Source organism: Streptomyces sp. NPDC032822 (assembly GCF_055578825.1).
Genome location: NZ_JBVIOL010000005.1, coordinates 401,964 through 427,220, shown reverse-complemented (window position 1 = coordinate 427,220; position 25,257 = coordinate 401,964). Strand labels below are relative to the sequence as shown.

Below are 25,257 nucleotides of genomic sequence, written 5' to 3'. Positions count from 1 at the left end.
GCACCTCTTCCGGTCCGGTTGCCGCTGCCCTACCTACGCCACGGTCCCGTCACCGCGAACGTGGTTCCGGGTGTGTAGCAGTTGACGTACATCGTCCCGTCGTCCGGCGAGAACGTCACGCCGGCGAACTCGCCCCACTCCGGTTCCTCGGGCGTCCCGATGTTCTGCCGGCCGCGGGCCATCGCGTAGACCTCGCCGCGCCGGGTGACGCCGTAGACGTGCTGGGCGCCGTTGCCGTCCTCGCAGACCATCAGGCCGCCGCTGGGGGCGAGGCAGATGTTGTCGGGGGACTCGCCGGGCAGCTGGACGTCCGTGTCCGGGCCGAAGACGATCACCAGGGTCAGCCGGCGCTCGGACGGGTCGTAGCGCCAGATCTGCCCGAAGTGGTCGGCCGCCGAACCCTCCGCGCTGTGCGCGAACGACGACACGAAGTACACCGACCGGCCGCCCCAGTAGCAGCCCTCCAGCTTCTGCGCGTGCGTGATGCCCTTCGGGCCGAAGTCCTGGAGCCGGATCGGGGTCTCGGCGGCCAGCGGATCCGGTACGTCCACCCATTCGACGCCGTCGAAGCAGGCGCCTGTCTCCTGGACGGACGACAGGTCGGGCACGCCCGGCACGCGCATCGCCTGGAGCCGGCCGCCCGCGCGCAGCGAACGCAGGCCGCCGAGCGGCTTCTCGGGCAGGAAGCGGTAGAAGAGGCCGAACGGCTTGAGGAAGGCGTCCTCGGTCTCGTAGACGACACCCCGCTTCGGGTCGACGGCGATCGCCTCGTGCTGGAAGCGGCCCATCGCGGTGAGCGGGACGGCACCGGAGCGGTGCGGGTCGACCGGATCGACCTCGAAGATGAAGCCGTGGTCCTTGGTGTAGCCGTTGGTGCCGGCCTTGTCCTCGGTCTCCTCGCAGGTCAGCCAGGTGCCCCAAGGGGTCGGGCCGCCCGCGCAGTTGACCGCCGTACCGGCGATGGCGACCCGCTCGGACAGCACCTTGTCGTGCGGGTCCAGGGTCAGTGCCGTACAGCCGCCCTTGCCGGCCGGGTCGTAGGTGAGGCCCGCGACGGTCGGGACCGGGATCCTGCCGTCGGCACGGTTCTCGTGGTTGCGGACCAGGTGGACGCGGCCGTGTCTGCCGGCGAAGGCCGACATGCCGTCGTGGTTGGAGGGGACCCGGCCCTCCCCGGAACGCAGCTCGTCGCCCTCGCGGGACAGGACCCGGTAGCGGAACCCCCGCGGCAGGTCGAGCAGCCCCTTCGGGTCGGGGACGAGCGGGCCGTAACCGGTGTGGCCCAGCGACTGGGCGGCGGCGGTGCCGGCGAAGAGTTCGGGGAGGGCTCCCGTGAAGGCGATGCCCATTCCCAGGGCGCCGGACCCGGCGAGGACTTGACGTCGTGTTGCGGACATGACGGAGTGACCTTCCTGCTGGCGGACAGGAGCTGTGACGCCGCTGTGTCTATCACCTGGACCTGGATGCGGGAACCACGCGCGGAGCGTGTCACCGGTCGGCGGGATGTTCCCGGGACCTCCCCAGGAAGCGCGGCAGCTCCACCGGGGAGGGCGGGACGGGCGTCGACGTCTTCTCGGCGGCGCCCGCGACGACGGTCCGCGACAGCCGCGGTCGCGGCGCGGCCGGCGTGTCCTCCCCCTGCCGCACGGCCGCCTCGGGGAGCGGTCCGGCATGGTGGCCGAAGCCACTGCCGCACCGACATGCCCGGTGTCTGTTCCGGGGCCCGGATCGGCCCCGGAACAGACACCGGGCATGGGTACCGCACCGGCCGCGTGCCGGCATGAGCACTACGGCGTGGTCACCCGCACCGGTTCCGTGCCGACCGCGCTGTGCCGCTCGGCCCAGTTCTCCAGGGCCGTACGGCAGGCGTGGTCCAGGTGGTGCAGCCCGGACAGGTCCAGTTCGACCGGGCGGTCCTGGGGCAGCGCCTCCAGGCTGTCGAGGATCTTCGGCAGCCTGAGGAAGGTCGCGTTGCCCGACAGGTACGCCTGGACGGGACCCGCGCCCTTGTCGATGACCTCCATCTTGAGGTGCGAGGCCTCCCAGGCGGTCTTGGCGACGGCCAGCGCGAGACCGATGAGCACGCCCTCGAACATGCTGACCGCCACGATCGACAGCGCGGTCACCACGAGGATCAGTGCCTCACCGCGGTGCTCGCGCCACAGCGCCACGATCGACCGGACCGGGATGAGCTTGGCGCCGGCGTGCACCAGGATGCCCGCCAGGGCCGGGATCGGGATGTAGGCGAGGGCGGACGGCAGCAGCGCCGCGAACAGCAGCAGCCAGACGCCGTGCATGACCCGGGCCGCCTTCGTCCGCGCGCCCGCCTGGACGTTCGCCGCGCTGCGCACGATCACCGCGGTCATCGGCAGCGCGCCGAGCACGCCGCAGAGCGCGTTGCCGGTGCCCTGCGCCACGAGTTCCTTGTCGTACTCGGTGCGCGGACCGTTGTGCAGCCGGTCCACGGCCGCCGCGCTGAACAGCGACTCGGCGGACGCGATCAGCGTGAACGCGACGATCGTGGCGAGCACGCCGACGCTCGCGAGTTCACCGAAGGCGTCCATCGACGGCGGCTGGATGGAGCCCAGCAGCCCCTGTACCTCGACGGTGGCGACCGGCAGCGAGAACGCCAGGGCGGCGAGCGTCGCGAGACCGACGGCGGCGAGCGGCGCGGGGACCGTACGTACCTGCTTCGGCAGCCGCTTCCACAGCACGAGCACCGCGACGGTGCCCACGCCGAGGCCGAGCGAGGCCAGCGCCCCGGTGTCCTGGACGGCGTCGGCGAAGGCGCCGGGCAGTCCGGCTATCTTGCCGAGGCCGGAGGCCGGGGCCTTCGCCTCCACGACCGAGTACAGCTGTCCGGCGATCAGGACGAGCCCGATTCCGGCCAGCATGCCCTCGACGACGGAGACCGAGATGGCCCGGAAGTAGCGCCCCAGCTTCAGGGTGCCCATGAGGATCTGGAGCAGCCCGGTCGTGAGGACGATCACGCCGAGCACGGGGAGGCCGTACTCCTGGACGGCCTCGAAGACGAGCACCGTCAGACCCGCCGCCGGTCCGGAGACCTGGAGGCTGCTGCCCCGCATGAAGCCGGTGACGAGGCCGCCGACGATGCCGGTGACCAGGCCCAGTTCGGCCGGGACTCCGGAGGCGACGGCCACGCCGACGCACAGGGGGAGGGCGACGAGGAAGACGACGAGGGATGCGGCGAAGTCCTGCCGCAGATGGGGGAAGCGGGTGCGTGCGGTGTCCTGGTCCATGGCCGCCCTCACAGTGCTCGGAAAGCGTCGGCGGGCACGTCGTGGGTCAGCACTGACCCCGTGTGTACCTCGTAGTACCAGGCGTGGAGGGTGAGTTGCCCCTCCGCCAGCTTCTTGTCGATGTAGGGGTACGAGCGCAACCGCAGTACCTGGGCGAGCACATGGCTCTGCACGCCCTCGGCCACGGTCGGGTCCTCGGCCGCCCCCGCGGGGCGCGGAGCGGCGTGCGTGAGCCAGTCGCGCACGGCCGGTACGGCGGTCAGGTCGTCGCCGCGGACGAGGGCGCCGACGGCACCGCAGTGCGAGTGCCCGCAGACCACGATGTCGCTGACGCCGAGCACCTCCACCGCGTACTCGATGGTCGCCGCCTCGCTGGTGGGGTGCTCGGAGGCGTACGGGGGAACGATGTTGCCCGCGGTGCGCAGCTCGAAGAGCTCGCCGGGCCGGGCGCCCGTGATCAGCGCCGGGACGACCCGGGAATCGGAGCAGGTGATGAACAGGACCTGCGGAGACTGGCCTTCGGCCAGCCCGGCGAACTCCTCAGGGCGCTGTCCGAACGTGCGGGCGTTGTCGATGAGGGGCTGCATGTGTGGTGACTCCTCCTGGCGCGCAAAAGGGCGCGTCGGGCTTACATGACAGTGGTGGGGGGAGAGAACTGCTCTGCTGTCAGCAGCGGAACACCTGAAGTGCGGCCGGGGTGTGGGACGTCATGGGTCTCGACGTCCGGACGGTTCCGGGCACGGCGGGTTTGCTCGCGGCCGCCGGATCCTGAGCCAGCAGCGGGCGCTCGGGCCCCTCAGGGGTGAAGTCGACGGCGCGGTGCCGGTCGCGATTGTGGAGGGGACCGGTCGGGTCCCCGTCGGGGTCGCAGTGGCGGTGTGTGGCGGACTCGTCGCGCAGTGCCTTGCCGGAGGGTTTGATTCCCGGCTGGGCTTTGGCCACTGCATGACGGGCTGTGTGCGCGGATGCGAAGGAAGCGGTGGGCGTGAAGAGCTGGAGGGAGAGGAGGACGGTGGCGATGATCGCCACCACGGTCCGTGCCGTCCTGTCGCTGAACATGTGCCCCCCTCCAGGCGATTCATGTCTCTGGCCGTTCGCTAAGCACTGGCCAACGATTGGTCAACGTCTGGTCAAGAAACACCTTAACCATGCAAAGTTGTTTGCAGGGTTAACTTAACGTTTCCAGCTGAAGAGAGGCTGAAGCGTGTGGGTGGCTTGGCGCGAAGCGGCTCTTGATCTTGGTGGGTTGGTGCGCTAGACGGCCTCGACCAGGCTCTTGGCGTCCCGGGCCAGAGCGGTCAGGCGGGAGATCGCGCGGAAGTACTTCTTGCGGTAGCCGCCGTTCAGCATCTCCTCGCTGAACAGCCGGTCGAAGGGCAACCCCGAGGCCAGTACCGGGACTTCACGGTCGTAGAGGCGGTCCGCGAGCACGACGAGCCTCAGGGCCGTCGACTGGTCGGGAATCGGTCCGACGCCGGTGACGCAGACCGCCTTCAGGTCGTCGGCCAGTGCGCCGTAGCGGCTGGGGTGGACGCGCGCGAGGTGGTCCAGGAGCTGCGGGAACGCGTCGAGCGAGGCACCCGGCGTGCGGTGGGCGGCCTGGGTGACCTGGTCGTCGGTGAACGGCGCCGGCGCCTCGGGCAGGCCGCGGTGGCGGTAGTCCTCGCCGTCGATGCGCAGGGCGCGGAAGTGCGCGGACAGCCCCTGGATCTCCCGCAGGAAGTCGGCCGACGCGAACCGGCCCTCGCCGAGCTTGCCCGGCAGGGTGTTGGAGGTGGCGGCGAGGGCGACGCCCGCGTCGACGAGCTTGCCGAGCAGGGTGGAGACGAGAACGGTGTCGCCCGGGTCGTCCAGCTCGAACTCGTCGATGCACAGCAGACGGTGCCCGGACAGGGTCTGGACCGTCTTCTGGAAGCCGAGGGCGCCGACCAGGTTCGTCAGCTCCACGAAGGTGCCGAACGCCTTGAGCGCGGGCTCGGCCGGGGTGGCGTGCCAGAGGGAGGCGAGCAGGTGGGTCTTGCCGACGCCGTAGCCGCCGTCGAGGTAGACACCGCGGGGGCCCGCCGGGGCGGCCGGCGCCTTGCCCCGTCCGAAGCCGAGGAAGCCGCGCCTGCTCCTCCCGGTACCGGAGGCGTGCGCCCCGCCGAGCCCGGCCGCGAAGCCTTCGAGGACGCGCACGGCCTCGGTCTGGCTCGGCTGGTTCGGGTCCGGCAGATACGTCCCGAAGCGCACCGAGTCGAATCGCGGCGGCGGCACCATCTCGGCGACCAGCCGGTCCGCGGGGACATGCGGCTCACGGGCGCACAGGGACAGCGGGGCGGCGTCGGCTATCGGGCCGATTCCGGACGCGGCGGGGGAGGTAGACACGGTTATTCATGGTAGGGCCTGTTCGGGGGGTCCGGCCGAGTGGCCCGGTCGGGGGTCTGGACGGACAAGGGCGGACCGGGGCGGGGCGGGGGGTGCCTGCCGGGTGCGGCCGGGCAGGAGCCGGTGCGTCCGGTTGTACGGCGGAGGGGGAGGCGGAGGGGCGTCGGCGCGAGGGGTGGGGTTTCCCGGGTGACGCCGGGGACGGACGGGGCCGGAGCCCGCGAATCCGTCCGGGATCCGCCCGGGCGGATCCCGGGGCCCGTGCCAGACTGCACGCCATGCGACGCCTGTTTCCTGTGACCGACGAGACAGTGGCCGAGACGGCGACCCGGACCCCGGGTGGGGAGGGGGTGGGAGGCGCCGGCGCGAGCCCCGGAACCGGGGACGCCGGTGGGGTCGGCCGGACTCATCTGGTCGACCGGGAGTGGAGCCTCGCCGAGCTGGCGGCCGCGTACGCCTACCCCGAGCCGGCGCCGGGCGCGGCCTCCGGTGGGCCGACGGCCTGGCTGCGCGCCAACATGGTCTCCACCCTCGACGGCGCCGCCCAGCACGACGGCCGTTCGCAGCCCCTTTCCAGCGCCGCCGACATGCGGATCTTCGGCACCCTGCGGGCCCTCGCGGACGCGGTCGTCGTCGGTGCGGAAACGGTACGCCAGGAGGGATACCGGCCCGCACGCGCGCGTGCCGAGTTCGCGGAGACCCGGGAGGCGGCCGGACAGGGACCCGCGCCCGTGATCGCCGTGGTCAGCGCGAGCCTCGACCTGGACTTCGGGCTCCCGCTCTTCACCTCGCCCCTGGTGCCCACCCTGATCCTCACCGGCGCCGCCGCACCCTCCGACCGGATCGCGGCGGCCGAGAAGGCGGGCGCCCGGGTGGTCGTCGCCGGAGACGGCGTCGGAGTCGAGCCGGCCCGTGCCGTACGGGCCCTCGCCGAACTCGGCCACACCCGGCTGCTCACGGAGGGCGGTCCGCGGCTGCTCGGCCAGCTGGTGGCCGCCGGGGTGCTCGACGAACTCTGTCTGACCGTCGCCCCGGTGCTCACCGCGGGGGACGCGCAGCGCATCGCCGGCGGGCCCTCGGTCGCGGTCCCGCAGCGCTTCGCACTGGCGTCCCTGTTGGAGGAGGAGGGTTTCCTCTTCAGTTGCTACCGGCGGGCGTGACGCGGACACCGCGGGGCACTCAGGTGCGGGCCGCCGCGGAACCGCCGCCGAAGGCCACCGCGGGGGAGGCGACCTCGGACGGCCGCGTCGGGAGGCCGGTTCTGAGGGTGAGCCCGGACGGCCGCTTGGGAACGCCGTCGGGCGGCCCTTGGCAGGGCCACCCCGGACGGCCTCCGGCGTCCGACTGATCCGGAAACGGGTTCGATCGGGACCGCTGGGACCGACATCGGCGGAATCTTCCGTTCCGTTTAGCTTTCGACGGGCACACTGAATCCGGCAGTACCCGTGCGATCACGGGGCAGGATGGTTTCCGCAGGGCCTCGCGGCCCACGGAGGAGAGAGGGCCGAACGGCCCTCGGAGGAGAAAAGGGGCGCCTGGTGTTCACAAGCGTTTTGATGATCGAGAAGGCCCTTACGTCCGCCGATGTGGAGTTCGTCACCACCTTGCACGGGGACGAGCAGGTCGCCTTCCACGTGCTGTTGCAGCCGCGCGGCGACCAGGCGGACCGGCTGCTGCGGGCCATCGACGACGTCGCGCTCGGCGAACTCGACGACGCCGCCCGGGAGCGGGAGACGCCGGAGGGCGACGAGGCGAGAGGGCCCGGGGAACAGGCGCTGGAGGTGTCCCTGAGGGCCCTTCGGGCGGCCGGCAGCGAGGCGGAGGGCCGGCTGATCGAGGCCCATCCGCTGGACGCGCTGAAGTCCCTGGTCGCCGAGACCGGCGCGGACGAGGTGATCGTCCTGACCGATCCCCACTACGTGGAGGAGTTCTTCCACCGGGACTGGGCGTCGCGGGCGCGGCACAAGGTGGGAGTACCGGTGCTGAAGCTGTTCTCGCACAGCAAGGCGTGAACCGTACCCGGACGTGGCGTCGGCACCCGACCCGGCGGGCCCGGGCCGTCTCCTGCCGGGCGTCTTGGGACTCGTCGTCCTGGTCGCCGACCTGTTCATGACGTACGGCACGGGTCAGTAGGGTGGGTGGCCGCACGTTCGCCGCACCACGTACAGGGAGACACGCATGGCACCCGGCCTTCCCACCGCCATGGACCGACCGCATTTCATCGGCATCGGCGGCGCCGGAATGTCGGGGATCGCGAAGATCCTCGCGCAGCGCGGGGCGAAGGTGGCGGGCAGCGACGCGAAGGAGTCGGCGACCGCGGAGGCGCTCAGGGCGCTGGGCGCGACCGTGCACATCGGGCACGCGGCGGAGCACCTGGCGTCCGACGCGACCTGTGTCGTCGTCTCGTCGGCGATCCGGGCCGACAACCCGGAGCTGGCCCGGGCGGCCGAACTGGGCATTCCGGTGGTCCACCGGTCGGATGCGCTCGCCCGCCTGATGGACGGGCTGCGTCCGATCGCGGTCGCCGGCACCCACGGCAAGACCACGACCACGTCGATGCTGGCCGTGTCGCTGGGCGAACTGGGCCTGAAGCCGTCGTACGCGATCGGCGGCGACCTGGACGCGCCCGGCTCCAACGCCCTGCACGGCGAGGGCGAGATCTTCGTCGCCGAGGCCGACGAGTCGGACCGCAGCTTCCACAAGTACGCCCCCGAGGTCGCGATCGTCCTGAACGTCGAACTCGACCACCACGCCAACTACGCCTCCATGGACGAGATCTACGAGTCCTTCGAGACGTTCGCGGGCCGGATCGTGCCCGGTGGCACGCTGGTGATCACGGCGGACCACGAGGGCGCGCGGGAGCTGACCCGGCGGCTGGCCGGGTCGGTGCGGACGGTGACGTACGGCGAGTCCGAGGACGCCGACGTGCGGATCCTGTCCGTGACGGCACAGGGGCTGAAGAGCGAGGTCGTGGCCGTCCTGGACGGACAGGAGCTGACCTTCACGGTGTCCGTCCCCGGCCGGCACTACGCGCACAACGCGGTGGCCGCGCTCGCGGCGGGTGTGGCGCTGGGCGTCCCGGCGGCGGAGCTGGCCTCCGCCCTGGCCGCGTACACGGGCGTGAAGCGGCGCCTCCAGCTGAAGGGGGAGGCCGCCGGGGTCCAGGTCATCGACTCCTACGCGCACCACCCCACGGAGATGACCGCCGACCTGGAGGCGATGCGCGCGGCGGCCGGTGACGCCCGGATCCTGGTCGTCTTCCAGCCCCACCTCTTCTCCCGGACGCAGGAACTCGGCAAGGAGATGGGCCAGTCGCTGGCCCTCGCGGACGCGTCGGTCGTCCTGGACATCTATCCCGCCCGCGAGGACCCGATCCCGGGCGTCACCAGCGGCCTGATCATCGAGGCGGCGCGGGCCGCCGGCGCGGACGTGACGCCGGTCCACGACCAGGGCGAGGTGCCGCAGGCGGTCGCGGGAATGGCGAAGCCCGGTGATCTCGTTCTCACCATGGGCGCGGGTGACGTGACGGACCTCGGCCCGCTGATTCTGGACCGTCTCGCACAGAGTTAAGGGGTTGGCCTTCATGTCGTACGACGTCGAGAAGCCGGACGAGCAGTGGCGCGCGGAGCTGACCCCGTCGGAGTACGCGGTACTGCGGCAGGCCGGGACCGAGCCCGCCTTCGTCGGCGAGTACACCGACACCAAGACGCAGGGCGTCTACTCCTGCCGTGCCTGCGGCGCCGAACTCTTCACCTCCACCACCAAGTTCGAGTCCCACTGCGGCTGGCCGAGCTTCTACGACCCGCGCGACTCGGACGCGGTGGAACTCATCCAGGACCGGTCCCACGGGATGGTGCGCACCGAGGTCCGGTGCGCCCGCTGCGGCTCGCATCTCGGGCACGTGTTCGAGGGTGAGGGGTATGCGACACCGACGGATCAGCGGTACTGCATCAACTCGATCTCGTTGCGGCTGACGCCCGACGGGGAGTGACCACCCGACGGCCGGCGCGCCCGGTCACCCCGGTGCCGCCGTGCTCCCCCTGACGACCAGGCGGGTCGGGACGAGGTCGGTGCCGGGGGTGGGGTCGGCGTGGGTGCGGATCCGGTGGAGGACGCCCTGGACGCAGCGGCGGCCCACCTCGGCGAAGTCCTGGTGGACGGTGGTGAGGGGCGGGACGAAGAACGCGGCGTCGGGGATGTCGTCGAACCCGACCACGCTGATGTCCTCGGGGACGGAGCGACCGCGTTCGTGGAAGGCGCGCAGCAGGCCCAGGGCCATCTGGTCGTTGGCGGCGAACACGGCGGTGCAGTCGGGCAGTTCGGCGAGCGCGAGGCCGGCCGCGTAGCCGGACTCGGCCGTCCAGTCGCCGTGCAGGGGCGGCGGCACCGGGCGCCCGGCCTCCTCCAGGACGGCACGCCAGGCCTGGGTCCGGCGCTGACTCGCGAAGGACGTCTCGGGGCCGGTCACGTGCCATACGGTCCGGTGGCCCAGGTCGAGCAGATGTCCCACGGCCTTCCGCGCACCGTCGGCCTGGTCGGTGTCGACCACGCTGTGGCGGTCCCCGGCGTCCGAGTCCACGACCACGACATGGACGCCGGGCGGCAGTTGGACCGTGGCGGCGTCCAGCAGATGGATCTCCATGATGACGACGACGGCGTCGACGGCCAGCTCTCCCATGCGGGTGAAGGCGCCCAGCATGTTGTCCTGGGTCGGGACGTCGATGGGGATCAGCGTGATGGCGTACCCCTCGGCCGCGGCATGGGTGGCGATGGCCTCCACGGTGCGGCTGTTGCCGGTCGAGGACAGGCTGAAGAGGATCACGCCGATGGTGTTGAACCGGCCGTAACGCAGGGCGCGGGCGGCGCTGTTGGGCCGGTAGCCCAGTTCGCGCATCGCGGTGAGCACCTGCTCGCGGGTCGCGCCGATCACCCCGGGCTGGCCGTTGGCGACCCGGGAGACCGTCTGCGAGGAGACCCCGGCGAGCCTCGCCACATCGGCCATGGAGACGCGCTGCTTGCGGCGCCCGCCGGGCACGCCCGAACCACCCCGTTCCACCACGGATGCCTCCTTCTGCCGGGTCGGTGCCTGTGATGCGACGCATCGGATGTTACGTGCGGGAAACCTTGACGGTCGCCGGAGCGGGTGTCACGATTCCGGCGCCGCAGTGTTTACGTAAACATCCCACCGGACCTCCTGAGCCCCCACCAGGCCGGTCCTGCTGTGTCGCGCAGCGTGTTCACGTAAACATCCTGTGATCCTGAAAGGGCACGTCGATGCGCAAGACCCCCACCCGAAGCCGCACACACTCCCGGCTGCGTACCGCCTTCGTCGCGGTCGCCGTCGCCGCGATCAGCGGCACCACCCTCGCCGGCAGCCCCGCCTCCGCCACCCCGCGGGCCACCGACACGACCCAGTTCAAGGGCGTGAACTGGGCCGACCCGCGGGACAACTTCGCGGACGACCTCCTCCAGCTGTCCGGTCTCTCGACCTCCGACAACTACGCCAGGACCTATGCCAAGGCGACCCGGATCATCGCCGCGTTCCGGGCGAACCTCGGGGCGAACACCGTGCGGCTGCCCATCAACCCGTACACGGTGAACGGCGGTTACTGGAAGTCGTACCGCGCGGTCGTCGACGCGGCGTCGGACCAGGGCTTCAAGGTCATCGTGTCGTACTGGGAGGGCACCGGCGCGCAGAAGGACGGCTTCATCGACAACCAGGCCACGTACTGGCCGATGTGGAACACCGTCGTCAAGACCTACAAGAACGACAAGCGGGTCTACTTCGAGCCGATGAACGAGCCGCACGGCTACACCGACACCGAGTGGGCCGACATCGCCGCGAAGTGGCTGAACACCTACCGGCAGGTGCCCCGCAACCGGGTCTTCGTCAGCGGCGCCGGCTACAACGACCACGTCACCACGGTCTGCGCCGACCCGCGGCTGAAGGGCACCTACCTGTCGCTGCACCACTACGGGTTCTGGAAGGACTACGCGACCTACGACCAGTGGGTGGCCGACCTCAAGGTGCGCATCGGCGACTGTGCGGGCCGGACCGTCGCGGACGAGTTCGGGTCCCCGATGACCACCGGTCTGAACTACAACGTGCCGACCCCGGGCGACAACTACGTCAACTACCTCCAGGCCGTCACGGACACCTTCCGCGAGCTCAAGATGGGCTCCGTGTACTGGCCGGGCCTGCGCACCGACGACAGCTACTCGCTGCAGACCCTGACCGGCACCACCGCCCGCCCCTGGCTGGCCACCACCAACCAGTCCGGTGCCGACCGTCTCGCCTGGGCCTGGGGCCGCGGCAAGCCCGTCAAGCAGCCCTGATCCGCCCGGCCGAGGTGACCCCCGCACCCGCGCCCTCGATGTGGGGGTCACCGGCACAATGCCTGTCGTGAAGGTCACCGCCCGCGAACTCAACCGGGCCACGCTCGAACGCCAACTGCTGCTGCGCCGGGAGCCGCTGGGCGTCGGCGACGCGGTGCGCCGGCTGGTCGCGTTGCAGGCGCAGCAGGCCACCTCGCCGTACGTGGCGCTCTGGAACCGGATCGCCGATTTCGACCCGGCCGCCCTGGACGGCGCGTTCACCGGTCGCGAGCTGGTCAAGGCGACCCTGATGCGGATCACCCTGCACGTGGTCCACGCCGACGACCACCCGGTCTTCCGGGACGCGATGCAGGAGACGCTGTACGCCTCCCGGCTCGGGCAGCGCTTCGCGGCGGCGGGGCTGACTCCCGCGGACGCCGGTGAACTGGTGCCCGGGCTGCTGGAGTTCGCCCGAGAGCCCCGGACGAAAGCCGAGCTGGAGGCGTGGGTCGAGGAACGGGTCGGCGCCGAGAAGAGCGCGGGGGCGTGGTGGGGGCTGCGGGCCTACGCGCCGCTGCTGCACGTCCCGACCGGCGGGCCGTGGTCGTACGGCATCTCGCCGTCGTACGTCGCGGCGCCCGGGATGGGCGTGTCCGCGGGGCGGGAGGGGTCCCCGGAAGCTCTGCGCAGCCTGGTCCTGCGCTGTCTGGCGGGGTTCGGGCCCGCGTCGGTGGCGGACGTGGCGCAGTTCGCCCTGGTGCGGCGGGCTTCGGTCCGGGCCGCGCTGCGGGCTCTCGACGGTGCCGTCGAGCAGTTGGAGGGCCCCGAGGGAACGGTGCTGTTCGACCTTCCCGGCGCCCCGCGCCCGTCCGGGGACACGCCCGCCCCGCCCCGGCTGATGGCGATGTGGGACAGCGTCCTGCTGGCCTACGCCGACCGCGGCCGGGTCATTCCGCCGGACTACCGCCGCCTGGTGATCCGCGTCAACGGCGATGTGCTGCCGACCCTCTGGGTCGACGGCCGGGTCGCCGGGGTGTGGCGCCCGGCCGAGGGCGGCATCGAGGCGACCGCGTTCCACGAACTGCCGGACGAGGCGTGGGACGGGCTCGCCGCGGAGGCGCGGTCCCTGACGGCGTTGCTCGCCGCCCGGGACCCGCGGGCCTACAGCCGGTACGCCCACTGGTGGGCCAAGCTGCCCGCGGCGCAGGTGCGGGTCCTCGGGGCGGGGGGCTAGGCGCTGCCGCACGGGGCTTCGGGACGCGGGGTTCCTTGCGATGCGCGGCGCGCGTTGCGATGCCAGGCGCTTCGCCGTCATGGCCCGTAGCGGTGCACGGGTGCTTCGCCATCACGGCCCGTCGTGGTGCACGGCGCTTCGCCATCATGGCCCCTCGTGGTGCACGGCCCTTCGCGATGCGCGGCGTCTCGCCATCACCGCCCGTCGTGGTGCACGGCCCGTCGTGGTGCACGGCGCTTCGCCATCATGGCCCCTCGTGGTGCACGGCCCTTCGCGATGCGCGGCGTCTCGCCATCACCGCCCGTCGTGGTGCACGGCCCGTCGTGGTGCACGGCGCTTCGCCATCATGGCCCCTCGTGGTGCACGGCCCTTCGCGATGCGCGGCGCTTCGCCATCACGGTCCTTCGCCATCACGGTCCTTCGCCATCACGCCCTTGCGTGCTTCACAGCACCTTGCGATGGACGAGTGCCGAGAGGACCAGGGCGCCCGGGATCAGTGGCAGCCAGATCGTCACCACGCGGTAGCCGATGACGGTGGCCGTGGCCAGGCTCAGTGGGGCGCCCAGCGCGGCCATGGTGAAGACCAGGGCCGCGTCCACGGGGCCGATGCCGCCCGGCGCGGGGACGGCGCCGGCCACCGCGCCGGCGGCGAGGAACGCGAGCGTGACCTGTGTCCAGGTCAGCGGCAGCCCCAGCGCGGCACCGACCGAGGCGACCACGGCGGCCTGGAGCAGCGGGGTGGCGGCGGCTCCGCCCCAGAGGGCGAGGACGCGGGCAGGGCGGCGGTGCAGCAGCCGGGCGTCGGTCAGGGCGGTGCGGACGAAGGTGAGGGCGGGGCGGCGCAGCGGGGGCACGGCCGCGGCGAGCAGGGCCGGTGCCGCGATACCGAGGGTCACGGCGCCGGCGGCCAGCAGCAGCGTGCCCTTGTCGGGGGTGAGCCGGACCAGTCGCAGCAGGTCGGGCGAGGCGGCGAGGAAACCGAGCAGGACCAGCGTCTTCGCGATCGGCCTGACCAGGACGTAGAGGGCGAGGGAGGCGGCGGCCCGGGGGAGGGGGATGCCCCGGCCCAGCAGGAAGCGCAGGGTGACCGCGTGGGCGCCGACACTCGCCGGGAGCACGTGGTTGGCGGCGCCGGCGGCGAACTGCGAGGCGAGCAGCAGCCCCGGTGGCAGCCGGTCGAGCAGAGCGCCCTGCCGTACGCAGGCGGCGGCCACCCAGCCGAGGCAGGTGAAGAAGACCGCCGTCAGCAGCCACCAGGGGTCGGCGGCAGCCAGCCGGGTGGCGCCGTCGTACACGGTGTGCCAGTCGAATGCCGCCCAGGCCGCGATCAGCAGGAGCGGGAGCAGGCTCAGCGCCTTGGGGAGGAGGCGCGCGGCGGCGGGGGAGCGGCCGGGGGCGGGGAGTGTTCCGGGGGAGTCGTCGAGCGGGAGCGGGTGCAGGGACACGGCGCACGTCGTCCTTCCACGTCATGGCCCGCGCGATGGCGGTGCGGTGCGGGTCGTGACGGATCCGAGGCGAGGCAGGGGCGGGGGGAGCGGAACAGCGGGAGAGCGGTGGAGCGGGCGAGCAGGAGGGGACCGCTGAGTCTTTCCCGTCCGGTGTGACGCCGTGGTGACCGGGAGCCGACGAGGCGTGGGCGTGCGGCCGTCGGAAGTGAGTTTGCCCATGGGACGCCTGTCTCAGTCCCGGCCCGGAACAGTTGTGAATCACCAAACCAAATGGATGTTGACTTTTGGCTGACTGAGCCAGAGGATTTCAGGGGTGAGCCCCACCGAAGGCATGACCCTCAGCACCGCCGGCACCGCGCTCCCCGTCGACCTGGACGAGGCGGCCCACCGCTGTCTGGTCGCCGGATTCGACGGCACGACGACCGTCCCCGACACCCTGAAACGCCTCGTCGACCGCGGTCTCGGCGGGGTCATCCTGTTCACCCGCAACGTGCGCGACGCGGAACAGGTGCGCCGGCTCACCGACACCCTGCGCGCCCTGCGGCCCGACCTGCTGGTGGGCATCGACAACGAGGGCGGCGGTATCGGTCACCTGGTGGCCGCGGGCGCCCCCGAGGTCCCCGGCTCCTTCGCGCTCGGTGTCGCGGACGACCTCGCGCTGACCGCCCGCTGCGCCGACGCGCTCGCCGGGCACCTGGCCACCCTCGGCATCACCGCCTCCTACGCGCCCGTCGCCGACGTCCAGCACCTCCCGGACAACCCGATCGTGCGGACCCGCGCCTTCGGCACCGACCCGGAGCGGGTCTCCCGGCATCTGGCCGCGTGGATCGCCGCCACCGAGGCGCGCGGTGTCGCGTCGTGCGCCAAGCACTTCCCGGGGCACGGCGGCACCGTCACCGACAGCCACCACGAACCGGCCGTGGACCCGCGGTCCCGTGAGGCGCTCGACCTCGCGCCCTTCCGGGCCGCCGTCGCCGCCGGTGTGCCGATGCTGATGAGCGCGCATGTCGTCTTCCCGGCGCTGGACGCCAACCGCCCCGCGACCCTCAGCCGCCGCATCCTGGGCGACCTGCTCCGGCACGACATCGGATTCGACGGGGTCCTGGTCAGCGACGCGCTGGAGATGAAGGCGATAGCCGACCGGTACGGCGAGGAGGCGGGGGCGCGGATCGCCCTCGCCGCGGGCGCGGACCAGGTCATCGTCGCCGTACCGGATCTGGAGGTCACCCTGGGCTGCCGGGACGCGGTGCTGGGCGCGCTGCGCGGCGGGAGCCTGCCGGAGGAGCGGGTCGGCGAGGCCGCGGGCCGGGTGCGTCGGCTCGCCGAGCGGTACGCGACGCCCGCGGCCGAGGTCGCCGGGTGGGACGCGTCGGCCGGGCTGGAGGCGGCCCGGCGGGCGGTGGCGGGCCGGGGCGGCCCGGCGCCCGTGCGCGGCGCGCATGTCGTCGACCTGTTCCCGCCGCCGCATCCGGCGCTCAACTGGGGCGGCGAGGACCTGCTGACCGCGCTGCGGGCCGTCGACCCCACGGCCACCGGCACCTGTGTCAGCGGGGAGCCCGCGGACCCGGACGCCCTCGTCGACGGCATCCTGCGGATGGCCCGGGGCCTGCCGCTGGCCGTCGCCACCTGCGACGCCGGGCTGTACCCCTGGCAGACCCGCCTGCGCGACACCCTGCTGACCCGGCGCCCGGACGCGGTCCGCGTGGCCACCGGCCTGCCGGAGGGCGACGCCCTGTGCTCGTACGGCCGCGGCAAGGTGAACCTGCGGGCGGTCGCGGAGGCACTGGCGGGGGCGTGAGCCGGGACGGCACCCGCGGTGGCCTCCCGCGCCGTCCCACGACAGCCCTACGCCCCCTGCGGCAGCCGCAGGGGGCGTAGGGCTGTCGCAGGGCGTCCCTCACGGGAGCCGCAGGACCTCCTTGATACCCCGCGCCGCCAGGTACCCCTCGTCCTCGGCCCGCGCGGCCAGCACCACCGCCGGGCGGACGCCCTCCGTGCGCAGCCGCATCCATTCCTCGAAGTACGCGCCGCCCGGACCGGACACGGAACGGGTGGCCGGCGTGCAGTCCAGGACCAGGGCGGTCTCGCGGGGGCGGGGCGTGTGGGTCTCGGCGGCGGCCTCGGCGAACGCCTTCGCGATCGGCTTCGGGCGGCCCGCCGAGTCGAACAGGCCCAGGGTGTATTCGAGTTCCGGGTAGTCGGCGAGGGAACGGTCCACGTCGTGGGAGCACCACCACGTCACACCCCACAGGTTCGCGCACTCGGCCGCGTTCCGTACGGTCGCCCGGGCGAAGTCCGGTGCGTCGGCGGCCGGGATGTGCGGCTCGGGCGCGCCCGTCTCCTGGACCCAGACGGGACGCGCCGGGTCGAGGGCGTACGCCGTGGCGAGTTCCGTGCCGTACTCGGCGAGGTGCCGCACCTGCGGGGAGCGGGGGCCGTAGCGGCGGGCGCAGTCGCCGGAGAACACCCAGGGGTGGACGGTCGTCAGGTCGCCCTTGTGGGCCGAGGCCTCGGGGGTGAAGGGATGGTCGTCGCCGTACCAGGCGGCGTCGTACGCGGAGTGCGTGACCAGGTGAGCGGGGCGGACTCCCTCGCGGGCGGCGGCCAGCAGGGTGTCCAGGTAGTGGTCGACCTCGTCGGCCGTCACCGGGTTGTGCTCGACCAGGTTGTTGAGCTCGTTGCCCAGCTGGAGGCCGATGAGGTGGGGGCGGCCGGCCAGGGCGCGGCCCAGCGTGCGCAGCAGTTCGGCCTGTGCCTCGATGGTCTCCGGGTCCGTGAACACGTTGCGGTGGTGCCAGCCGCGGGTCCACTCCGGGTAGAAGTCGAAGCTGGACAGATGGCCCTGGACGCCGTCCACCAGGACGTCGAGGCCCGCCTCGCCGGCCAGGTCGACGAGCTGGGCCAGCTGGTCCACGGCGGCGGTGCGCAGCAGCGTGCGGTTGGGCTGGAGGAGGGGCCACAGGTGGAAGACACGGACGTGGTCGAGGCCGAGCCCGGCTATCTGGTCCAGGTCCTCGCGGGCGTGCGCGGGATCGAAGTCGTGCCAGGAGTGGAACCAACCGCGGCGGGGCGTGTAGTTCACGCCGAAGCGGAGTGTACGGATGGGATCCTCCTCGGGTCCGCTCGTGAGCTGCTCTCGTCCGGCCTGCTCGTGCAGGGCCGGCTCTCTGTGCCGGTCGCTCTTGTACTGCGCGAATGTATCAACCACCATAGTCAGTGATGAGCAATGATTTGAACCGGAATCCGGGAAGTCTGGTCGTCGGCCTCGACGCGGGCGGCACCCGCACGCGGGCCGTCCTCGCCCTCGCCGCGGACGGACGTGTCCTCGGCGAGGGCGCCTCGGGGCCGGGCAACGCCCTGACCGTCCCGCTGTCGCAGGTCACCGACCATCTGGTGGAGGCCGTCGGCCGGGCCGTGCCGGAGGAGGCGCGCGCCCGGGTCGTGGCCGTGTCCGGCGGTTTCGCCGGGGCCACCGCGGCCTCCCCGGACGAGCCCGGACACGTCAACGCGCGGACGGCCCTCGCCGCCGCCCTGCGCCGGCTGGGCGTCCCGACCGGCCCGGTCCGCGTCTGCAGCGACATCGAGGCGGCCTTCGCCTCCGCGCCCGGCACCCCCGCCGACGGCCTCGCCCTGGTGGCCGGCACCGGCGCGGTCGCGATGCGCATCGCCGACCGCCGGGGCACGCTCACCGTGGACGGCGACGGCTGGCTCCTCGGTGACGACGGCAGCGGCTTCTGGATCGGGCGCACGGCGGTACGGGCCGCGTTGCGCATGGCGGACGGGCGCGGACCGGCGACGGCCCTGGCCGGGTCCGTGGGCCGGGCGCTGGGGCTCCCGGACGGCGTGCTGCCGCCGGACGACGACGAGAGCGGTGCCGGCTGGAGCCGACGGCTGCGCGAGGAGTACCGCATGTACCTCCTCCCGGCGGTCATGGCCGACGCTCCGATCCGGCTCTCCCGGCTGGCCCCGTCGGTGTCCGCGGCGGCGCGCGACAAGGACCCGGTCGCGCAGGCGATCCTCGACGAGGCGGCCGATCAACTGGCCGCGACGGTAAGGGCGTTGAACCCGAGTCCGGGCGAACCCCTCGTCGCCACCGGCGGGCTGCTCGGTCCCGACGGCCCCCTGACACCGCTGCTGGCCGAGCGCCTCGCCGCCCTCGGACTGGCGCTCGACTGGGTCGCCGACGGCTGTCGGGGTGCCGTGGCCCTGGCCCGGCTCGCGACAGGCGGCCGAGCATGAGTGACGCGGTCTACCGCGACCCCACCGCCCCCGTCGACGCCCGGGTCCACGACCTGCTCTCCCGGATGACCCTGCGCGAGAAGGCCGGCCAGCTCAACCAGCGGATGTACGGCTGGGACGCCTACCGTCGCGTCCCCGGGGGCGGCTTCGAACTCACCGACGCCCTGTACGCCGAGATCGAGCGCTTCGCCGGACTGGGCGCCCTGTACGGGCTCCAGCGCGCCGACGCCTGGTCCGGCGTCGACCACGCCGACGGGCCCGGCGCCGAGGACGGCGCGGCCCTGGCCGACCTGGTGCAGCGGCAGGTCGTGGAGCGGAGCCGGCTTGGCATCCCCGCGCTCTTCGTCGAGGAGATGCCGCACGGCCACATGGCCCTCGACGGCACGGTCCTCCCGGTCAACCTGGCCGTCGGTGCCACCTGGGACCCCGAGCTGTACGAGACGGCCGCCGCCCACGCAGCCGCCGAACTGCGGGCCCGCGGCGGCCATGTCGCCCTGGTCTCGGCCCTCGACATCGCGCGCGACCCGCGCTGGGGGCGCACCGAGGAGTGTTTCGGCGAGGACCCGTACCTGGCGGCCCGGCTCACCGAAGCGGTGGTGCGGGGCATGCAGGGCACCGGCGAACGCTTCGCCCCCGACAAGGCGCCCGTCGTCCTCAAGCACTTCGCCGGACAGGGCGCCACCGTGGGAGGCCGCAACTCCGCCGAGTCGGAGCTCGGGCCCCGCGAACTCCACGAGATCCACCTCCCCGCCGTCCGGGCCGGGATCAGGGCCGGAGTCGCCGCGCTCATGGCCGCGTACAACGAGGTCGACGGGATGCCCTGCTGCGGCAACCGGGCCCTGCTCACCGGGCTGTTGCGCGAGAGGTGGGGTTTCGACGGGCTGGTCATGGCCGACGGCCTGGCCGTGGACCGGCTGGCCCGCGTCACCGGCGACACCGTCTCCGCGGGCGCCCTCGCCCTCGACTCCGGTGTGGATCTGAGCCTTTGGGACGAGGGGTTCACCCACCTGGAGGAGGCGGTCGGGCTGGGGCTGGTCGGGGAGCAGGCCCTCGACACCGCCGTCGCCCGCGTGCTGCGGCTCAAGTTCCGGCTCGGCCTCTTCGAACAGCCCGGCACCGCAACGGACTTCCCGGCCCACGGCAGGGACGTGAGCACGGCACTCGCCCGGGCCGCGGTCACCCTCCTCCGCAACGACGCCGGTGTGCTGCCCGTCGCGGAGAGCGTCTCCCGTATCGCCGTCCTGGGACCCCAGTCGGACACCGCGGCACACCAGTCGGGCGACTACACCGCCCCGCAGCGCCCCGGCACGGGTGCCGGCCTCCTCGACGCGCTACGGCGACTCGCCCCGCCCGGCGTCGACATCCGGCACGCCCGAGGCTGTGCCCTCACCGGCGGCGACCTCTCCGGCATCCCCGCGGCGGTGGCCGCGGCCGCCGCCTCCGACCTGGCCGTCCTCGCCCTGGGCGGCAGCAGCGCGCGCACCCCGGACACCGACTTCGCCGCCAACGGGGCCGCACGGGGCGCCGTTTCCGAGCTGACCTGCGGCGAGGGCGCCGACCTCGCCGGACTGCGGCTCGGGGAGGCGCAGTACGCCCTGCTGGACGCCGTCGTCGCGACGGGTACGCCCACCGTGGTCGTGTTGATCCAGGGCCGCCCGTATGTCGTACCCGACACCGCGGCGGCGCTGCTCACCGCCTGGTACCCGGGCCCGTGGGGCGGCGAGGCCCTCGCCGAGGTCCTGCTCGGACACCGCGAACCGACCGGCCGCCTCCCCGTCTCCGTGCCCCGCTCCGCGGCCCAACTCCCCGTGTACTACAACCACAAGGACATCGAGTACGGCGGCTACGTGGACGACAGCGCCGAGCCGCTCTACCCCTTCGGGCACGGGCTGGCGTACACGAGCTTCGCGTACGGCCCACCGAGGCTGGCCGAGCACACCGACGGCCGCACGGACGGCCGCACGAGGGTGCCGACCGTCGAGGTCGAGGTGACCAACACGGGCTCGCGGCACGGCCGTACGGTGGTCCAGCTCTACATCCGGCGGCTGCGGACCCCGGTCTGGCCGCGCACGCTCGAACTGCGCGCCTTCCGGGGCGTCGACCTTCCGGCCGGGGAGTCCCGCACCGTCGCCTTCACCCTCGGCGCCGACCAACTCGCGCAGGTCGGCGCCGACCTGGAGACGGGCGTGGGGTCCGGCACGCTGGAGATCCGGGTCGCGCAGTCGGCGGGGGACGCGCTGACCGCCGTACCGGCGATCCTGCGCGTCCCCTGAGACAGCACGGCGGACGTCACGGCGGACGTCGCAGGAGACGTCACCGCCGAGGTCAGAGCTTCACCGCGCCCGACGACACGCCCTTGTAGAACCACCGCTGGGTGATCACGAACAGCACCAGCACCGGGATCACCGAGATCACCGAACCCGCCATCACCAGCCGCTGGTCGTAGCCGAACGACGAGGTCTGGAGCCGGGCCAGGCCCAGCGTCAGCGTGAACTGCTCCTCCGTGCGCAGCACGATCAGCGGCCACAGGAAGTCGTCCCAGGCGCTGATGAAGGTGTTGATGGTGACGACCAGGATCGCGCCGTACGCGGAGGGCAGGTACAGGTACCGGAACCGCTTCCACTCGCCCGCCCCGTCGAGCATCGCCGCGTCCTCGATCTCGCGCGGCACGGCGAGGAACGCGGCCCGCATGATGAGGACGTTGATCGCGGCGACGAAGCCGGGCAGCCAGACGCCGGCCAGGTGGTCGACCAGGCCGAGGTCGCGGATGCTGAGGAACAGCGACACCATGATCGACTCGAAGGGGAACATCATGGACGCCATCAGCACGATCCAGACCAGCTTGCGGCCCTTCCAGCCGGGCTTGGAGAGCATGTAGCCGGCCATGGTGGAGAAGACGAGCTGGCTGGTGATGGACAGCATCGCGACGAGGAAGCTGTTCCTGATGTACGTCCACACCGGGACCTGCGCGAAGACCTCCTTGTAGGCGCGCAGCGTCGGGTGGTGCGGAAACAGCGAGGCGCCGGAGCCGAAGACGTCCTCGGTGGGGCCCTTGAGCGACGACAGCAGCTGCCACACCAGCGGGCCGACCGTGATGAACAGGACGAAGACCAACAGCAGGTAGCGGACGACCAGTTCGCGGGGGCGGCCGTAGTCCCGCCAGCGCGGTACGAGGCGCCGGGGTTTGTCCACGGCCGTGGTCATGACTCGTCCTCCTTCGTCAACCGCTGGGCGAGCAGCGTGAGGCCCAGGGTCAGGGCGAACAGGGCGACGCTGACCGCGGCGCCGTAGCCGGCGTTGCCGGTGAGCGGGTCGAGGCCGACGTCCCGGATGTAGAAGGGGAGCGTGCGGTCGGCGCCGCCGGGGCCGCCGGTGGAGCCGCCCAGCATGTAGATCTCGGTGAAGACCCGCAGCGAGCCGATGCCGGTCAGGGTGCCGACCAGCATCATCGACTGGCGTACGCCGGGCACGGTGATGTGCCAGAAGCGGCGGGCCGCGCCGGCGCCGTCCACGGCGGCCGCCTCGTGGAGTTCCTTCGGGACGTTCCCCAGCGCGGCCAGGTAGAAGATCATGTACCAGCCGAGCCCCTTCCAGATGGTCAGGCCCATCGCCGACAGCAGGATCAGCCACGAGTCGGACAGGAAGGGGATGGCCTCCTGGACGATGTGGCCCTTCTCCAGCCAGGTGTTGACCAGTCCCTGGTCGCTCAGCAGCCACTGCCAGCTCAGTCCGACGACCACGCTGGAGGCGAGGACGGGTGTGTAGAAGGCGGACCGGAAGAAGCCGATGCCCGGGACGTTCTTCTCGACCAGGATCGCCAGCAGCAGCGGCAGCAGGATCATCAGCGGCACGACGATCACCGCGTACAGGACGCTGTTGCGGGTCGCCAGCCAGAAGTCGGAGTCGCCGAACATCCGGGTGTAGTTGTCCAGGCCGACCAGCTTGTATGCGCCGCCGAGCGGCTTGGCGTCGGTGAAGGACACCAGGATCGTGTTGAGGAAGGGGAAGACCCCGAAGACGGTCGCGCCGATGACCGCCGGGGTCATCCACAGCCAGGGCAGCCACCACCGGCGATACAGGGCCGCGCCCCCCGCGTCCGCGGTCGGGCCAGGAACCACGGAGCGGAGGGCGCGGCGCAGCCGCCCCGGCTGCTCGGAGGAAGTGCCGGGGCGCGGGGCGCCCGCCCCGGGGGAGGCGGGGACGGGCGCCTGGTCGAGGGTGTGCTGAGCCATCGTCAACTGCCCTGCGCGATCAGCTCGTCGGCCTTGGACTGAGCCTCCTTGAGGGCGTCCTCGGCGCTCTTCTTGCCCTGCATGGCGAGCTGGATCTGGGCGGAGATGGCGTTCAACTCGCCCGGGGTGAGGGCGATCTCGTCGGCGGTGGCGGTCTTGCGGTCACTGGCGACGATCTTGCGGGCCTCGGAGAACGGGTCGGTGCCCTTGACCGACTGGAAGAAGGGGTCGTTCAACGAGGCGGTGGTGGACGGGAAGATGACGACGTTCGGGTCCTTCGCCCACTCCAGCTGGTTCTTCGCGTTGGTCAGGAACTGGGCGAAGGCCAGCGCGGTCGCCGCGTTCTTGCTGGTGGCGGCGGTGCCGATGTACTGCGGGGCGCCCACGGTGTGGCCGAGGGCGTCCAGCATGTAGCGGGCGACGCCGGTCTTCTCGTAGATCGACGGGTTGTTCTGGTCGATGAAGCGCAGGTAGTTGGGGTTGGTGGAGCCGTAGACCAGCTTGCCCTGGCCGTAGACGGTGGACGGGTCCTGGTTGGAGGAGAGGGAGTCCCTCGGCATCGCGCCGGCCTGGTAGAGCTTCTTCATGCCCTCGACCCACTGGGCGGTCTTCGGGTCGTCGGCGAAGGCGAAGGACTTGCCGTCGGCCGCGAGGACCTTGATGCCCATCTGCTGCCAGTCGGCGGGGATGCGCAGCGACGGGTTGGCGAGGAAGGCGTAGTAGTCGCCGTCGGAGGCCTTGGCGATCTTCTCGGCGTCGTCGAACAGTCCGAGGACGGTCGTCGGAGCTTTGGCCGGGTCCAGGCCCGCCTTCTTCAGTAGGTCGGTGTTGAAGGTCTGCACGATGCCGCCGGAGTACCAGGGCAGCACGCTGTGCACCTGTTTGCCGTCGGCGTCCGCGTAGGTGCTCGACTTCCACAGCGCGGGCACGAACGGATCTCCCGCGCCGGGTGCCTTGGTGTCGAGGTTCAGCAGGTAGCCGTTCTTGGTGAGCGCCTCGGCCGTGTTGACGTTGATGTTCACCACGTCCGGCAGGGTGCAGCCCTGCGCGTCGGCGACCAGGCGCTGGGTGAAGGTGGAGTCGCCCGGGTCGTCGATCCACTTGACCTCGGCACCGGGGTGGGCCTTCTCGAAGGCGTCGATGACCCCGTTGAAGTAGTCGCCGAAGTCCTTCTTCAGGTTGGTCGTCTGGAAGGTGATGGTGCCCTTGACGTCCCCGGAGAGCTTTCCGGACCCCACGTTGCCCTGGTCGACCTCGCAGCCCCCGGCGGTGCTGTCGCCGCCGGAGGAGCCGCCGGAGAGGCCGCAGCCGGAGGCGGCGAGGGACAGGGCGGCGATACAGGTCAGGGTGCGGGTCAGTCTCGTTGTACGCATGTGGTGGGCCCTTCTGCGACCGGGCGAGTCAGGGATGGGGCTGGCTGAGTGGCTGGTTCAATCAACCAAGTTCGACTCCGATTGATGAAAAGGTGGACCAGAATTCATCGGAGGTCAATGGGTTGCCGTGTTGCTTTTAGGTTCCGTGGGAGATCAGTGCCGGTGTTCGTGATCCGGATGCGAGGGGTCGCCCGGATGCTCGTGCCCGTGCGTGTACTCCACGCCCGCCCGCGCCCGGTCCAGCCAGTCGAAGAAGGCCCGCCGACCCGCCGCCTGCCGCAGCTCGCGCAGGATGCCCGCGCGCACAGCCTCGTACGGCACGAAGTCGTCCTGTGCCGCTCCGCGGAAGGGCTCGGCCCCGCGCCGGAGCGCCTCCGCGGTGAGGAAGCGGTCCCGGTTGCGCTCGTAGTAGTCCCGTACGGCCGCCTCGGGGACGTCCTGCTCGCGTTCGAGGCGGGCCAGCAGGGCCCGGGCGGCCGGGGAGTGGGCGAGCGCCGCCGCGACGATGCTGCCCAGGTCGGCCACGTCGGTCTCGGCCACCGCGAGCACCTGCGCCGGCGACACCTCCGCGGGCGGCCTCAGGCCCCGGTCCGCGCAGGCCCGGCGGGCCAGTTCGTCGGTGACCACCACCTGGGTCGCCCAGCGCCTGCGCTGCCGTTCGGCCCGGGCGAGCGCCTCGGGCCGAGTCTCGCGGTCACGGGCCGGAACGGCCTCCAGGAGGGCGTCCACCCGGTCCTTGGAGACCCGCTCGCCGTCCACCACGGCGGCATGCGCGACCGCGGGGGAGTG

General features: G+C 72.3%; 21 protein-coding genes. 9 read left to right on the top strand and 12 right to left on the bottom strand.

Going from position 1 to position 25,257, the window contains the following annotated elements:
- Nucleotides 1–29: 29 nt before the first annotated feature.
- The 5 genes from ACZ5VD_RS17470 to zapE form a co-directional block, all read right to left on the bottom strand.
- Complete coding sequence (locus ACZ5VD_RS17470) at nt 30–1,397, bottom strand: PhoX family protein (protein WP_468682628.1); 1,368 nt, start codon at nt 1,395–1,397, stop codon at nt 30–32.
- Nucleotides 1,398–1,787: 390 nt separating this feature from the next.
- Entirely contained in the window at nt 1,788–3,260 is a 1,473-nt protein-coding gene (locus tag ACZ5VD_RS17465; protein WP_468682627.1) for a SulP family inorganic anion transporter, read from the bottom strand.
- Nucleotides 3,261–3,268: 8 nt separating this feature from the next.
- Nucleotides 3,269–3,847 (bottom strand): carbonic anhydrase, encoded by a 579-nt coding sequence (locus tag ACZ5VD_RS17460; protein WP_468548197.1) that lies wholly within the window; start codon nt 3,845–3,847, stop codon nt 3,269–3,271.
- A gap of 79 nt (nt 3,848–3,926) precedes the next feature.
- Nucleotides 3,927–4,319 (bottom strand): hypothetical protein, encoded by a 393-nt coding sequence (locus tag ACZ5VD_RS17455; RefSeq protein WP_468682626.1) that lies wholly within the window; start codon nt 4,317–4,319, stop codon nt 3,927–3,929.
- Between the two features lie 195 nt (nt 4,320–4,514).
- A complete protein-coding gene (gene zapE, locus ACZ5VD_RS17450) occupies nt 4,515–5,627 on the bottom strand; it encodes a cell division protein ZapE (RefSeq protein WP_468548195.1) in 1,113 nt (370 codons plus the stop codon).
- 278 nt (nt 5,628–5,905) lie between these two features.
- Between zapE and ACZ5VD_RS17445 the strand changes: the two genes are divergently transcribed.
- The 4 genes from ACZ5VD_RS17445 (at nt 5,906) to msrB (ending at nt 9,618) form a co-directional block, all read left to right on the top strand.
- Nucleotides 5,906–6,787: a pyrimidine reductase family protein gene (locus tag ACZ5VD_RS17445; protein WP_468682625.1), complete on the top strand. Its 882-nt coding sequence runs from the start codon at nt 5,906–5,908 to the stop codon at nt 6,785–6,787.
- A 378-nt stretch (nt 6,788–7,165) separates the two neighbouring features.
- Nucleotides 7,166–7,639 (top strand): indole-3-glycerol phosphate synthase, encoded by a 474-nt coding sequence (locus ACZ5VD_RS17440; protein ID WP_468682624.1) that lies wholly within the window; start codon nt 7,166–7,168, stop codon nt 7,637–7,639.
- A 166-nt stretch (nt 7,640–7,805) separates the two neighbouring features.
- Nucleotides 7,806–9,197 (top strand): UDP-N-acetylmuramate--L-alanine ligase, encoded by a 1,392-nt coding sequence (murC, locus tag ACZ5VD_RS17435; protein WP_468548192.1) that lies wholly within the window; start codon nt 7,806–7,808, stop codon nt 9,195–9,197.
- Nucleotides 9,198–9,210: 13 nt separating this feature from the next.
- Nucleotides 9,211–9,618, top strand: a complete 408-nt coding sequence (gene msrB, locus ACZ5VD_RS17430; protein ID WP_468548191.1) for a peptide-methionine (R)-S-oxide reductase MsrB — start codon at nt 9,211–9,213, stop codon at nt 9,616–9,618.
- Nucleotides 9,619–9,642: 24 nt separating this feature from the next.
- Here msrB and ACZ5VD_RS17425 read toward each other — a convergent pair whose 3' ends face one another.
- Complete coding sequence (locus ACZ5VD_RS17425; RefSeq protein ID WP_468548190.1) at nt 9,643–10,686, bottom strand: LacI family DNA-binding transcriptional regulator; 1,044 nt, start codon at nt 10,684–10,686, stop codon at nt 9,643–9,645.
- Between the two features lie 215 nt (nt 10,687–10,901).
- Here ACZ5VD_RS17425 and ACZ5VD_RS17420 point away from each other — a divergent pair, with 215 nt between their 5' ends.
- Together ACZ5VD_RS17420 and ACZ5VD_RS17415 are read left to right on the top strand one after the other, a co-directional pair.
- Nucleotides 10,902–11,963, top strand: coding sequence for a glycoside hydrolase family 5 protein (locus ACZ5VD_RS17420; protein WP_468548189.1), 1,062 nt, complete (start codon nt 10,902–10,904; stop codon nt 11,961–11,963).
- Between the two features lie 67 nt (nt 11,964–12,030).
- A complete protein-coding gene (locus ACZ5VD_RS17415; RefSeq protein ID WP_468682623.1) occupies nt 12,031–13,176 on the top strand; it encodes a winged helix DNA-binding domain-containing protein in 1,146 nt (381 codons plus the stop codon).
- Between the two features lie 443 nt (nt 13,177–13,619).
- Here ACZ5VD_RS17415 and ACZ5VD_RS17410 read toward each other — a convergent pair whose 3' ends face one another.
- Complete coding sequence (locus ACZ5VD_RS17410; RefSeq protein WP_468682688.1) at nt 13,620–14,615, bottom strand: lysylphosphatidylglycerol synthase transmembrane domain-containing protein; 996 nt, start codon at nt 14,613–14,615, stop codon at nt 13,620–13,622.
- Between the two features lie 340 nt (nt 14,616–14,955).
- Here ACZ5VD_RS17410 and ACZ5VD_RS17405 point away from each other — a divergent pair, with 340 nt between their 5' ends.
- The gene (locus tag ACZ5VD_RS17405) at nt 14,956–16,422 is read left to right on the top strand and encodes a glycoside hydrolase family 3 N-terminal domain-containing protein (protein ID WP_468682687.1); all 1,467 of its coding nucleotides are present in this window, start codon (nt 14,956–14,958) and stop codon (nt 16,420–16,422) included.
- Between the two features lie 99 nt (nt 16,423–16,521).
- On the opposite strand, the gene ACZ5VD_RS17400 is transcribed toward ACZ5VD_RS17405, so the two are convergent.
- Nucleotides 16,522–17,835 carry a glycoside hydrolase 5 family protein gene (locus ACZ5VD_RS17400; RefSeq protein WP_468682622.1) on the bottom strand — a complete coding sequence of 438 codons (1,314 nt, stop codon included), beginning with the start codon at nt 17,833–17,835 and terminating at the stop codon, nt 16,522–16,524.
- An 8-nt stretch (nt 17,836–17,843) separates the two neighbouring features.
- Here ACZ5VD_RS17400 and ACZ5VD_RS17395 point away from each other — a divergent pair, with 8 nt between their 5' ends.
- Entirely contained in the window at nt 17,844–18,863 is a 1,020-nt protein-coding gene (locus tag ACZ5VD_RS17395) for an N-acetylglucosamine kinase (protein ID WP_468682621.1), read from the top strand.
- Entirely contained in the window at nt 18,860–21,136 is a 2,277-nt protein-coding gene (locus ACZ5VD_RS17390; protein ID WP_468682620.1) for a glycoside hydrolase family 3 N-terminal domain-containing protein, read from the top strand. Before ACZ5VD_RS17395 ends, ACZ5VD_RS17390 begins: the two co-directional genes overlap by 4 nt.
- 52 nt (nt 21,137–21,188) lie before the next feature.
- Here the strand turns inward: ACZ5VD_RS17390 and ACZ5VD_RS17385 are convergent, their stop codons facing one another.
- The 4 genes from ACZ5VD_RS17385 to ACZ5VD_RS17370 form a co-directional block, all read right to left on the bottom strand.
- The gene (locus ACZ5VD_RS17385; RefSeq protein WP_468548184.1) at nt 21,189–22,067 is read right to left on the bottom strand and encodes a carbohydrate ABC transporter permease; all 879 of its coding nucleotides are present in this window, start codon (nt 22,065–22,067) and stop codon (nt 21,189–21,191) included.
- A complete protein-coding gene (locus ACZ5VD_RS17380; protein WP_468548183.1) occupies nt 22,064–23,095 on the bottom strand; it encodes a carbohydrate ABC transporter permease in 1,032 nt (343 codons plus the stop codon). Before ACZ5VD_RS17380 ends, ACZ5VD_RS17385 begins: the two co-directional genes overlap by 4 nt.
- A 2-nt stretch (nt 23,096–23,097) precedes the next feature.
- The gene (locus ACZ5VD_RS17375; RefSeq protein ID WP_468548182.1) at nt 23,098–24,468 is read right to left on the bottom strand and encodes an extracellular solute-binding protein; all 1,371 of its coding nucleotides are present in this window, start codon (nt 24,466–24,468) and stop codon (nt 23,098–23,100) included.
- 153 nt (nt 24,469–24,621) lie between these two features.
- Nucleotides 24,622–25,230: a peptidyl-prolyl cis-trans isomerase gene (locus ACZ5VD_RS17370; protein WP_468682686.1), complete on the bottom strand. Its 609-nt coding sequence runs from the start codon at nt 25,228–25,230 to the stop codon at nt 24,622–24,624.
- Between the last annotated feature and the right edge of the window lie 27 nt (nt 25,231–25,257).

Excerpts from the sequence above, each read along its gene's own strand:
- ACZ5VD_RS17460 (WP_468548197.1), bottom strand. The coding sequence starts at position 3,847 with ATGCAGCCCCTCATCGACAACGCCCGCACGTTCGGACAGCGCCCTGAG.
- ACZ5VD_RS17420 (WP_468548189.1), top strand. The coding sequence starts at position 10,902 with ATGCGCAAGACCCCCACCCGAAGCCGCACACACTCCCGGCTGCGTACC.
- ACZ5VD_RS17470 (WP_468682628.1), bottom strand. The coding sequence starts at position 1,397 with ATGTCCGCAACACGACGTCAAGTCCTCGCCGGGTCCGGCGCCCTGGGA.
- ACZ5VD_RS17405 (WP_468682687.1), top strand. The coding sequence starts at position 14,956 with ATGACCCTCAGCACCGCCGGCACCGCGCTCCCCGTCGACCTGGACGAG.
- ACZ5VD_RS17395 (WP_468682621.1), top strand. The coding sequence starts at position 17,844 with ATGAGCAATGATTTGAACCGGAATCCGGGAAGTCTGGTCGTCGGCCTC.
- ACZ5VD_RS17375 (WP_468548182.1), bottom strand. The coding sequence starts at position 24,468 with ATGCGTACAACGAGACTGACCCGCACCCTGACCTGTATCGCCGCCCTG.
- ACZ5VD_RS17465 (WP_468682627.1), bottom strand. The coding sequence starts at position 3,260 with ATGGACCAGGACACCGCACGCACCCGCTTCCCCCATCTGCGGCAGGAC.
- ACZ5VD_RS17400 (WP_468682622.1), bottom strand. The coding sequence starts at position 17,835 with ATGGTGGTTGATACATTCGCGCAGTACAAGAGCGACCGGCACAGAGAG.
- ACZ5VD_RS17380 (WP_468548183.1), bottom strand. The coding sequence starts at position 23,095 with ATGGCTCAGCACACCCTCGACCAGGCGCCCGTCCCCGCCTCCCCCGGG.
- msrB (WP_468548191.1), top strand. The coding sequence starts at position 9,211 with ATGTCGTACGACGTCGAGAAGCCGGACGAGCAGTGGCGCGCGGAGCTG.
- ACZ5VD_RS17455 (WP_468682626.1), bottom strand. The coding sequence starts at position 4,319 with ATGTTCAGCGACAGGACGGCACGGACCGTGGTGGCGATCATCGCCACC.
- ACZ5VD_RS17385 (WP_468548184.1), bottom strand. The coding sequence starts at position 22,067 with ATGACCACGGCCGTGGACAAACCCCGGCGCCTCGTACCGCGCTGGCGG.
- ACZ5VD_RS17390 (WP_468682620.1), top strand. The coding sequence starts at position 18,860 with ATGAGTGACGCGGTCTACCGCGACCCCACCGCCCCCGTCGACGCCCGG.
- ACZ5VD_RS17445 (WP_468682625.1), top strand. The coding sequence starts at position 5,906 with ATGCGACGCCTGTTTCCTGTGACCGACGAGACAGTGGCCGAGACGGCG.
- murC (WP_468548192.1), top strand. The coding sequence starts at position 7,806 with ATGGCACCCGGCCTTCCCACCGCCATGGACCGACCGCATTTCATCGGC.